Origin of the sequence: Salinispora mooreana, from assembly GCF_000379065.1 — a bacterium.
Classification (GTDB): domain Bacteria; phylum Actinomycetota; class Actinomycetes; order Mycobacteriales; family Micromonosporaceae; genus Micromonospora; species Micromonospora mooreana.
Genome location: NZ_KB900614.1, coordinates 1,855,390 through 1,865,838, shown reverse-complemented (window position 1 = coordinate 1,865,838; position 10,449 = coordinate 1,855,390). Strand labels below are relative to the sequence as shown.

11 protein-coding genes and 1 pseudogene are annotated in these 10,449 nt (G+C 71.2%); 10 read left to right on the top strand and 2 right to left on the bottom strand.

Annotated features, from left to right (window positions below; genetic code table 11):
- Positions 1–401: pseudogene (locus SALPAC6_RS29365) on the bottom strand (hypothetical protein); the annotation flags it as partial.
- On the opposite strand from SALPAC6_RS29365, the gene SALPAC6_RS0108930 reads away from it, so the two are divergent.
- Together SALPAC6_RS0108930 and SALPAC6_RS0108925 are read left to right on the top strand one after the other, a co-directional pair.
- The gene (locus SALPAC6_RS0108930; protein ID WP_018253078.1) at positions 390–1,235 is read left to right on the top strand and encodes a hypothetical protein; all 846 of its coding nucleotides are present in this window, start codon (positions 390–392) and stop codon (positions 1,233–1,235) included. The pseudogene SALPAC6_RS29365 and the gene SALPAC6_RS0108930 overlap by 12 nt on opposite strands.
- On the top strand, positions 1,232–2,254 hold the full coding sequence (locus tag SALPAC6_RS0108925; RefSeq protein WP_018253077.1) for an HAD-IIA family hydrolase: 1,023 nt from the start codon (positions 1,232–1,234) through the stop codon (positions 2,252–2,254). The genes SALPAC6_RS0108930 and SALPAC6_RS0108925 overlap by 4 nt, the downstream gene beginning before the upstream one ends.
- 38 nt (positions 2,255–2,292) lie before the next feature.
- On the opposite strand, the gene SALPAC6_RS0108920 is transcribed toward SALPAC6_RS0108925, so the two are convergent.
- The gene (locus SALPAC6_RS0108920) at positions 2,293–2,640 is read right to left on the bottom strand and encodes an SCP2 sterol-binding domain-containing protein (RefSeq protein WP_018253076.1); all 348 of its coding nucleotides are present in this window, start codon (positions 2,638–2,640) and stop codon (positions 2,293–2,295) included.
- A gap of 109 nt (positions 2,641–2,749) precedes the next feature.
- On the opposite strand from SALPAC6_RS0108920, the gene SALPAC6_RS0108915 reads away from it, so the two are divergent.
- The 8 genes from SALPAC6_RS0108915 (at position 2,750) to SALPAC6_RS0108880 (ending at position 10,448) form a co-directional block, all read left to right on the top strand.
- A complete protein-coding gene (locus SALPAC6_RS0108915; protein WP_018253075.1) occupies positions 2,750–3,322 on the top strand; it encodes a phasin family protein in 573 nt (190 codons plus the stop codon).
- Between the two features lie 40 nt (positions 3,323–3,362).
- The gene (locus SALPAC6_RS0108910) at positions 3,363–3,620 is read left to right on the top strand and encodes a hypothetical protein (RefSeq protein WP_026189459.1); all 258 of its coding nucleotides are present in this window, start codon (positions 3,363–3,365) and stop codon (positions 3,618–3,620) included.
- A gap of 17 nt (positions 3,621–3,637) precedes the next feature.
- The gene (locus SALPAC6_RS0108905; protein WP_018253073.1) at positions 3,638–4,483 is read left to right on the top strand and encodes a TlyA family RNA methyltransferase; all 846 of its coding nucleotides are present in this window, start codon (positions 3,638–3,640) and stop codon (positions 4,481–4,483) included.
- 22 nt (positions 4,484–4,505) lie between these two features.
- Positions 4,506–5,432: an NAD kinase gene (locus SALPAC6_RS0108900; RefSeq protein ID WP_018253072.1), complete on the top strand. Its 927-nt coding sequence runs from the start codon at positions 4,506–4,508 to the stop codon at positions 5,430–5,432.
- A gap of 70 nt (positions 5,433–5,502) precedes the next feature.
- The gene (gene recN / locus SALPAC6_RS0108895; RefSeq protein ID WP_018253071.1) at positions 5,503–7,260 is read left to right on the top strand and encodes a DNA repair protein RecN; all 1,758 of its coding nucleotides are present in this window, start codon (positions 5,503–5,505) and stop codon (positions 7,258–7,260) included.
- 120 nt (positions 7,261–7,380) lie between these two features.
- Entirely contained in the window at positions 7,381–8,559 is a 1,179-nt protein-coding gene (gene steA / locus SALPAC6_RS0108890; protein ID WP_018253070.1) for a putative cytokinetic ring protein SteA, read from the top strand.
- Between the two features lie 31 nt (positions 8,560–8,590).
- Positions 8,591–9,532 carry a copper transporter gene (locus SALPAC6_RS0108885; RefSeq protein ID WP_018253069.1) on the top strand — a complete coding sequence of 314 codons (942 nt, stop codon included), beginning with the start codon at positions 8,591–8,593 and terminating at the stop codon, positions 9,530–9,532.
- 49 nt (positions 9,533–9,581) lie between these two features.
- Positions 9,582–10,448, top strand: a complete 867-nt coding sequence (locus tag SALPAC6_RS0108880; protein WP_018253068.1) for a hypothetical protein — start codon at positions 9,582–9,584, stop codon at positions 10,446–10,448.
- The last annotated feature ends 1 nt before the right edge of the window (position 10,449 follow it).

Below are 10,449 nucleotides of genomic sequence, written 5' to 3'. Positions count from 1 at the left end.
ACCGCGATGGCTTCCGTGGTGGTGAGCGCCGTGAGGGCGGCTTCCGTGGCGGTGACCGTCGTGAGGGCGGTGACCGTGATGGTGAGCGCCGTGGTGGTGACCGTCGCGAGGGTGGCTTCCGTGGCGGTGACCGCGATGGCTTCCGTGGCGGCGACCGCCGCGAGGGCGGTTTCCGTGGCGGTGACCGCCGCGAGGGCGGCTACCGTGGCGGTGACCGTGATGGTGAGCGCCGTGAGGGTGACTACCGGGGCCGTGACCGTCGTGCGGAGCGCCGGTCTGAGCCTGACGCCCCGGTAGGACCGGAGCTTCCTGAGGAGATCGTCGCCACTGATTTGGACAAGGACGTTCGTGCCGAACTGCTCGCCCTGGCCAAGCCGACCGCCGAGAAGGTGGCCCGGCACCTGGTTGCAGTCGGTCAGCTGATCGACGAGGACCCGGCTGAGGCGCTGGCGCATGCCCTCGCCGCCCGGCGGCTCGCCGCCCGTATCGCTGCCGTCCGTGAGGCAGTCGGCCTCGCCGCGTACCACGCTGGTGAGTGGCAGACGGCGGTCGCCGAACTGCGGACGTACCACCGGATGACCGGCCTGCAGAGTCACCTTGCGGTGCTCGCTGACTGCGAGCGGGCGCTCGGCCGTCCGGAGCGCGCGATTGATCTGTACCGGGGCGCGGACCGGAAGGAACTGGACCGCGCGGTCGCTGGGGAGCTGCTGATCGTTGCTGCTGGCGCACGGGGCGACCTGGGCCAGAAGGATGCCGCAGTGGCGATGCTCCAGGTGCCGGAGCTGACCGGGGAGGCGACGGAGCCATGGACGGTACGGCTGCGGTACGCGTACGCGGATGCGCTGCTCGCGGTGGGCCGGCGTGAGGAGGCCCGAGAGTGGTTCTCCCGTGCGGCGGAGGTCGACACTGACGGAGCAACCGATGCGGCCGAGCGCCTGTTGGAGCTCGACGGGGTGATGATCGAGGGCGACGACGAGGACGAGGTCGAGGACGTCGCCGCCGGCCCAGATGCCCTCGGCGCTGGGTCGGAAGAGCCGGATGCTGAACCCGCTGCCGGGGACGCGCCCGATGCTGAGTCGACCGGGGCCCGAGACGGTGCCGACGACACCTCCGACGACGGTGCCGACGACACCCCGGATGACGGTGCTGGTGACCCGAGCGGCCTCAGTACGCAGCGGTCCGGTGGCGACTCGGAAGTCCCGGTTGTCGGCGATGAGGCGGGTACCGGGAAGTGACGCTGACCGGGGCAGGTCGGCTGGTTGACGGGTACGCCCTGGTCATCTTTGACCTGGACGGGGTGGTCTACCTGGTGGACCAGCCGATCCCCGGGGCGATCGAGGCGGTGCGCCAGCTGCATGCCGAAGAGCGGGCGGTCGCCTACGCCACGAACAACGCGTCTCGTCGGTCCAGTGAGGTTGCCGACCTGCTCACCGGTATGGGCATCGCTGCCCGCCCGGAGGAGGTGTTGACCTCCGCGGCAGCCACCGCGCAGTTGCTCCGCGAGCGGCATCCGGCGGGGACGCAGATCCTGGTCGTGGGGGCGGAGGCGCTGCGTGCCGAGATCCGCGCCGCTGGGCTTACCCCGGTCGAGCGGGCCGAGGATGGGCCGGTCGCGGTGGTCCAGGGTTATGGTCCGCAGGTCGGCTGGGCTGACCTGGCTGAGGCAACGGCGGCGATTCGCGGCGGGGCGACCTGGATCGCAACCAATACCGACCGCACGCTGCCCAGCAAGCGGGGTCCACTACCCGGCAACGGCGCCCTGGTCGCCGCTGTGCGGATCGCGCTCGGTCGGGACCCGGACCTGGTCGTGGGTAAGCCCGCTCCGGAGCTCTTCGTCGCTGCCTCCCGGCGGGCCAGCGGGGGGCGTGCCCTGGTCGTCGGTGACCGCTTGGACACCGACATCGAGGGCGCGGTCCGGGCGGGGCTGGACAGCTTGTTGGTGTTGACTGGTGTCAGCGACGTGGCCGAGTTGCTGGCTGCCGCGCCGGAGCATCGGCCGACGTTTGTGTCGGTGGACCTGGCGGGGCTCTTTGAGCCGGCCGCGGTGGTGCGGGTGCCGGGTCCGGCGGAGGGCGACGGGTGGTCCGCGGCGGTTCGCGACGGCCGGCTGGAGCTGTCTGGTGCGGGCCGCCCGTTGGACGCGCTGCCGGCGCTCTGTGCGGTGGCGTGGTCCACCGCGCGGTCATCCCCGGTGCGGGCGGTCTCCTCGGCGGCTGAGCGGGCACTCGCGACATTCGGTCTGTTGTCCGGCTGAGCAGCTCCGGCACGAGGGCTTGGTGAACAGGGCCGTGATCAGGTCGACCCGAGCAGCTTGCGCAGCTTGATCAAGTCGAACGGGTTGGCTTTGATGGAGACCCGTCGGGACGCCACCGCGCGGGTGATGTCCAGTTCCCCGCGGACCAGGGCGAGGAGGTCCTCGCTGGTGGTGCTCAGGGTGATCTTGGCCTTCGGGTCGTCACCGTCGGCGAGGTCGGTCAGCTGGCCGTCGGTGAGCCGGCCGTGGAACGCGGCGTCCAGGTCGGTGATGCGGCAGGCCAGCGTCCGGTCCAGGCCGACGTGCTCGCGCACCGCCTCGGCGTTGCCGTTCAGCCGAGTGGTGAGGTCCCGCAACGCCTGCCGGCACTCGTCAACGCTAGCCACATCGCCTCCACAACTCGCCACACCACTCTCCGGCACCGTACCGCACGGGCGGCCTGGCCACGCCGGTAGCGTGAGGACCGCACATCCCCTCTCGCGGAAGGACTCAGGCATGCAGGACGCGTGGCGCTCCTACCTTGCGTTGGCCATGGGCCTGACGGAGGCGCCCCGGAGGAAGGCCCAGGAGACGGCGCGGCGGCTGGTCGGCACTGGCGGCGCTACCGCGGTCCAGCTTCAGGCGTTTGCCGAGGAATTGGTCTCCACCAGTGCGGCCAACCGGGCAGCGCTGACCAAACTTGTCCGGTTCGAGGTCGAACGGGCGCTCGGCGCTGTCGGCCTCGCCACCGCCGACGAGGTGACCGAGCTGACCCGGCGGGTACGCGAGCTGGAGCGGCAGCTTCGGGAGGCACCACACGGATCGCCGGTGGCGCTCGCCGCCGGTGGCACCGTGGCGGCCGTGGATGCCGAGCAACCGATCGCGCCGGGTAGCGCTGCGGAGCCGGCGGTCGTGAAGAAGACGGTCGCGAAGCAGGCGGTCGTGAAGCAGGCGGTCGTGAAGAAGAGGGTCGCGAAAGAGGTGGCGCCAGGAAAGCCCGTGGCCGCCCGGCCGGCAACGGAGATGTCGGCGGCACCGCGGTCGGTGAAGAGGGCGCCGCGTAAGCAGCAGCCGGGCGGCCCGGAGTGAGTGCCGACCACCGCCGGTCGGGCTCCGTTGGCGGGCGGCCGTGACCGGCCTGCCCCGCCCCGGTCCGGCGCAGGGCGTTTCTCTAGCTGGTGGTTCGGGGGCGCCGCGACCAGCGACCCCGGCTGGGCTCGCCGCCGGGAAAGCCGGGGGCGATACGGCGGCGCCGAACCCGGCGGTTGACGCCGCCGTGCAGGCGATGGTCAACGCCGCGGGACTGCCCCTGGCGGACCAGATCGCGCAGTATGAGGCGGCATACGACACGCTGCGGGAAACCCTCGCCAGCATTGACCAGTCCTAAGAGCCGGAGATACAGGTATGGCACGTCGCACCCGGTTGGACGCGGAACTCGTCCGCCGTGGCCTGGCCCGCTCGCGCGAGCAGGCGGCCGCCCTGGTGGAGGCTGGCCGCGTTCAGCTACGCGGGGTCCCGGCCCGAAAGGTTGCCGCGCTGGTTAACCCCGCCGATCCGCTGCTGGTCACCGGGGCGGATCCGGCCTCGGAGTACGTCTCGCGGGGCGGGCACAAGCTGGCTGGTGCCCTGGCCTCCTTCGGCCCGGGTGGGCTGACCGTCGCCGGGCGGCGCTGCCTCGACGCCGGTGCTTCCACGGGTGGGTTCACCGACGTGTTGCTGCGCGCCGACGCGGCCGAGGTGGTGGCGGTTGATGTCGGGTATGGGCAGCTCGCCTGGCCACTGCGCAACGACGATCGGGTACGCGTATTCGAGCGGACCAACGTGCGCACCCTTACCCCAGCGGCCATCGATGGGCCGGTTGACCTTACCGTCGCCGACCTGTCGTTCATCTCCCTGCGGCTGGTGTTGCCGGCCCTGGCAGCCTGTACCCGACCGGACGGCGATCTGGCGCTGATGGTGAAGCCGCAGTTTGAGGTGGGGCGCGATCGGGTCGGTGCCGGGGGCGTGGTGCGTGATTCAGCGTTGCGGGCCGAGGCGGTGCTGGATGTGGCCGGTGCGGCGGCCCAACTCGGGTTGGGTCTCGCTGACGTCTGTGCCAGCCCGTTGCCGGGGCCCAGCGGAAACGTCGAGTTCTTCGTATGGTTACGCCGGGACGCGCCTGCGGCTGACCCGGAGCGGGTGCGGACGGTGGTGACCGCCGGGGCCACCGGCGGTCGGTCCGGCATGGCGACGGAGGAGGTAGCGGGGTGAGCGGGCGGGTGAGCCCGGTGGCGTGCGGGGCCGACGACAGGCCCCAGACGGTACGGCGGGCGTGGTGAACCGGACCGCGCTGCTGGTGACGCACACCGGGCGGCGGCGCAGCACCGAACACGCACGGGCAGTGGCCGGGGATCTGATCGCGGCCGGCTTCGTTATTCGCGTTCTCGCCGAGGAGGCCGAGGATCTCGACCTTCCCGGGGCGGTTCCGGTAACTGGTCCGGAAGCCGCGGAGGGCGCCGAGATCGTCTTCGCGTTGGGTGGGGACGGCACGTTTCTGCGGGCCGCCGAGCTGGCCCGGCCGGCGAAGGTGCCACTACTCGGGATCAACCTCGGCAGGGTCGGCTTTCTCGCCGAGGCTGAGATCGACGATCTGGACTCGGTGGTCCGGGACGTGGTGGGTCGTAACTACACGGTGGATGAACGACTCACGCTCGATGTGACGGCCGAGTTCGAGGGTGGACCGACGATCGAGTCCTGGGCGTTGAACGAGATCAGCGTCGAGAAGGGGGAGCGGGCCCAGATGCTCGAGCTCCTCGTTGACGTTGATGGGCGGCCGCTGTCCCGCTACGGCTGTGACGGAGTCGTCTGCGCCACTCCCACCGGCTCCACGGCCTACGCGTTCTCCGGCGGTGGCCCGGTCGTGTGGCCCGAGGTGGAGGCCCTGTTGCTGGTGCCGATCAGCGCGCACGCGCTCTTCAGCCGGCCGCTGGTCACCGCGCCCACGTCCACCTTCGTCATCACCGTAGACCCCTTTACCAGTCTCGCGGTGCTCTGCTGCGATGGCCGGCGGGTGTACGACCTTCCGCCGGGCGCGCGGGTGACGGTGCGGCGCGGGGCCCTGCCGGTGCGGATCGTGCAGCTGACAGCCCGGCCGTTCACCGACCGGCTGGTGGCCAAGTTCGATCTGCCGGTGCAGGGCTGGCGGGGCAGCCGACACTGAGCTGTTGATGGCCTGTGCGTGCGGCTGTCGGCTGGTCAAGCGTCGGGCACCGCGTCTACTGTCAGGTGCTGTGCTGGAAGAGCTACGCATCACCGGACTGGGTGTCATCGAGGACACGACGTTGCCGCTGACCGGCGGTATGAACGTGATCACTGGTGAGACCGGTGCGGGTAAGACCATGGTGGTGACCGGTCTCGGCCTACTCTTTGGCGGGCGCGCCGACGCCGGGCGGGTGCGGGCCGAGCCCGGCCGCGCCGTGGTCGAGGGTCGGCTGCGGCTGGCCGGAAGGGCGGCCGAGACCGTGTGCGCTCGCGTCATCGACGCGGGCGGTGAGCCGGACGAGGACGGTTCGGTGTTGCTCAGCCGCGCCGTCACCACAGAAGGCCGCTCTCGTGCCCATCTCGGCGGCCGGAGCATGCCGGTGTCGATGCTCGCCGAGGTGGGTGAGCAGGTGCTCGCGGTGCACGGCCAGTCCGACCAGCTGCGGTTGCTGCGCCCGGCCGAGCAGCGCGCCGCGCTCGACCGGTTCGCCGGTCCGGAGCACGAGAAGCTGCTCGACGCGTTGCGCGAGGTGCACTCGCGGTGGCGTTCGGTGGTGGATGACCTGGCCAGCCGGCGCCGAACCGCACGGGAGCGGAATCGGGAGGCCGACTTGCTGCGCCTCGGACTCGACGAGATCACCCAGGTTGACCCGCAGCCGGGCGAGGACGACGAGCTCAAGGCGGAGGCGCAGCGGCTGGAGCACGCCGAGGGGCTGCGGACCGCGGCGCGGCTGGCCCAGCAGTGCGTGGCCGGGGGGATGGAGGCCGCCGAGGACACCGCGGATGCCATGACGCTACTCGGCACCGCCCGCCGTACGTTGGATGGGCAGTCCGGCACCGACCCTGCCCTTGGGGAGCTGGCAACGCGCTTGGAGGAGGCGGCGACCCTGGTCGCAGATGTCTCCGCGGAGTTGTCGACGTATCTGGCCGGGCTCGACGCTGATCCGGCGCGGTTGCAGGCTGTCTACGAGCGGCGGGTCGCGTTACGTGCGCTGACCCGCAAGTATGCCGACGACACCGACGGGGTGATCGCCTGGGCTGAGCGGGCCCGGGCTCAACTGTCCGACCTGGATTCCTCGGACGAGCTGCTCGACGAGCTGGACCGGGAGGTGTCCCGGCTGGCCGGCGAGGTGGCCGAGCTGGCGGGTCGGGTGTCGGTGGCGCGGCAGGAGGCAGCGACCCGGTTTGCGGCCCAGGTCACCACCGAGCTGGCGGGATTGGCCATGCCGCACTCTCGAGTCGAGGTGGGGGTGCTGCCCCGCCCGGTGGGGAAGTCCGAACCCGGCCTTTCGGTCAACGGCGTCGAGGTCGGAATCGGGCCGGACGGCGGCGACGAGGTGGAGCTGCGCCTGCTGGCGCATCCGGGTGCGCCGGCACTGCCGCTGCAGCGGGGTGCCTCCGGCGGTGAGCTGTCCCGGGTGATGCTCGCCATCGAGGTGGTCTTCGCCGGCTCGGGCGGACCACCGACGCTCGTCTTCGACGAGGTTGACGCCGGCGTTGGTGGCCAGGCCGCGGTGGAGATCGGCCGGCGGCTGGCCCGGCTGGCTCGCAGCCACCAGGTGCTTGTCGTCACCCATCTGCCCCAGGTCGCTGCGTTCGCCAACCGGCACCTGGTGGTGGCGAAGGACACTGGTGGCGCGGTGACGACCAGTGGGGTGCGGGTGGTCGAGGACACCGAACGGGCGCGGGAACTCGCCCGTATGCTTGCGGGATTGCCGGATTCGGACCTGGGAATCGCGCACGCCGAGGAGTTACTGGCCGTGGCGACGCGGGAGCGACGGGTGTAACACCTCTCGGGTAGCGTCACCGGCACGCGGCTCCGAGCCGTAGTGTGCTTCTCTGGACTGGCGGCTCGCGCAAGGCATGTCGCGTGAAGGTCGCCCGCTTCACATGCCAGGATGATTACGATGCGTTTACCCACGTTGCGTTGGACCCGAACCGCCGAGCCGGGCCGGGCCGGCGGCACCGCCCGCCTGGATCGTCGGACCAAACGTCTTGTTGGCCGGCTTCGTCCCGGTGACGTCGCGGTGATCGACCACGTCGACCTGGACCGGGTCGCCGCCGACTCGCTGGTCGCGGTCGGTGTTGGGGCCGTCCTCAACGCCAAGCCGTCGGTCTCGGGCCGCTATCCCAACCTGGGCCCGGAAGTGCTGATCGAGGCCGGCATCCCGCTCCTGGACGACCTGGGCGAGGGAGTCTTCGAACGGATCCAGGAGGGCGACACCGTCCGGATCGAGGGCAACACGGTCTATCTGGGCGACGAGCCGGTGGCCCACGGTGATCTACAGGATGCGGAGACCATCGAGAAGGCGATGGCCGATGCCCGGGAGGGGCTTTCGGTCCAGCTGGAGGCGTTCGCCGCGAACACCATGGTCTACCTGAAGCAGGAGCGCGACCTGCTGCTGTACGGGGTGGGTGTTCCGGACATCCGCACCGAGATTCAGGGCCGGCACTGTCTGATCGTGGTGCGCGGCTACGACTACAAGGCCGACCTGGATGTGCTGCGCCCATACATCCGGGAGTTCAAGCCGGTGCTCATCGGCGTTGACGGCGGGGCGGACGCCCTGGTCGAGGCCGGCTATCCGCCCGACATGATCATCGGTGACATGGATTCGGTGACCGACGACGTGCTGCGGTGCGGCGCGGAGGTCGTGGTGCACGCCTACCCGGACGGGCGGGCACCCGGGTTGGCTCGGGTCAATGGCCTCGGGGTCCCGGCGGTCACCTTTCCCGCCGCAGCCACCAGCGAGGATCTGGCGATGCTGCTCGCCGACGAGAAGGGCGCCTCGCTCCTGGTGGCGGTCGGCACGCACGCCACGCTCGTCGAGTTCCTGGACAAGGGGCGGGGTGGGATGGCGTCGACCTTCCTCACCCGGCTGAAGGTCGGCGGCAAGCTGGTTGACGCCAAGGGCGTGAGTCGGCTCTACCGGCAGAGCATCTCCGGATCCTCACTGCTGCTGCTGGTGCTGTCCGCGATTGCCGCGATGGCCTCGGCCGTGGCGGTCTCCACCGTCGGCAAGGCGTACCTGGGTGTGGTCTCCGAGTGGTGGAACAATTTTGTGTTCCAGCTGGAACGGCTCTTCTGACGCCGGTCCACCCGACAAAGAGGCTGCAGGTGTGATCAACTTCCGGTACCACGTGGTGTCCCTGACCGCGGTCTTCCTGGCGCTGGCGATCGGCCTGGTGGTTGGCACCACCGCGCTCAACGGGCCGGTGGCGGACGCCCTCAATGACAACGTCAACGAGCTGCGGAAGGACAACCAGGTGTGGCGTCAGGCGGTCAACAACCTCGAGGAGGAGTTGACCCGCGAGGATGACTTCGCCGCCGAGCTGGCCGCAGTGACACTGCCGGGCCGGCTCACCGGCAAGCGGGTGCTGGTGCTCAGCCTGCCGACGGGGCGCAAACACACCGATGGCGTGGTCAAGATGCTCCAGCTCGGCAACGCCGACGTGGTCGGCCGGGTCGACCTGCAGGACAAGTTCATCAACCCGGAGAACAACAACGACCTGTTGGAACTGGCGGTCACCGCGGCCCGTCCCACCAACGCGCCGACCACCAACCTGCCCGGCAACGGGCACGGCGTGGAGACCTCCAGCGCTCTGCTGGCCACGGTGCTGCTGGACGGGACGCCGGAGGCGACGCCGATCAGCGAGGCCGACCGGCGGGCCGTGCTGGCCGCCTACACCAACGCCAACTACCTCACCACGTCCGAGCGGCTCACCCAGTCGGCGGAGGCGGTCGTGATCGTCAGCGGCCCGCCGTACTCGGACAAGGACTCCTCGAAGAAGGACGAGTCGGTGGTGAAGGTCACTGAGCAGTTCGATCGGACCGGCGCGACCGTGGTCGGCGGCAACGGCTCACAAGGCGGGAACCTGGTGGCCTTCGTCCGGGGCGACGCGGTGCTGGCCGGGGAGATCTCCACGGTCGACAACGCCAACACCGTCCAGGGACAGCTGGTCACCGCGCTCGCCCTGGTGCAGCAGGTCAGCGAGGACAACGCGGGTCACTATGGTGTCGGCGACAACGCCGCGTCGCTGGTTCCTAGACTGCCCCAATGATCGTGACGATCAACATCAGGTCCTGGCCCGCCAACCGGAGGGAGTCGGCGTGAGGTGGTTTGGTCGACTCGTCGTCGCGGGTGCCGGCGCCGCCGTCGCCCGTTACGCGTTGCATGGGGTGCGGACCTCACCGGCGGGCCCAGCGTTGGAGCGGACGAACTTTCGGGGCCGGTCGGTGACCCTCGCGGCCGGGCCGGCGCTCGCCGCCGGTGCCACCGTCGCCGGTGCCGCCGGCGCACCGGGGGCCGCTGCCGGTGGGGCTGCCCTGGTCGCCGGCCTCGGCGCCGGGGCGGTGGGGCTCTACGACGACGTGGTCGGCGCGCGGCCGGAGCAGAAGGCCGCCAAGGGATTCGCCGGGCACCTCGCCGCGCTGCGCGAGGGCCGGATCACCGCCGGCCTGGTCAAGGTCGTCGGTGTGGGCGCGGCGGGGCTGGCCGCCGCCGCGCTGCTCGGCGGTGACCCGGCCGTCGCCCGACATCCGCGTCGGCAGCGGCAGGGCGCGGTCGGCCGGGGCGTGGACGTCCTCCTCGGTGCGGGCGTGATCGCCGGCACCGCCAACCTGATCAACCTGCTCGACCTGCGGCCGGGACGGGCGGTGAAGTCCGGGCTTCTGCTCGGCGCGCCATTGGTAACCAGCCCGCCCGGCGGGATCGTCGCCGGTGCTGCTGGCGCCGCCGCCGGGCTACTCCCCGCGGACCTCGACGAGGAGGTGATGCTCGGCGACAGCGGCGCCAACGCGCTCGGTGCGCTGCTCGGCGTCACGCTCGCGGCTCGCACCGGACCGGCCGGCCGGGCCGCCCTGCTCGCCGTCCTCGCCGGGCTCACCGCCGCCAGCGAGCGGATCAGCTTCACCCAGGTCATCCAGCAGACCCCGGTGCTGCGCGAGCTGGACGCGCTGGGCCGCCGCGCCGACTGAC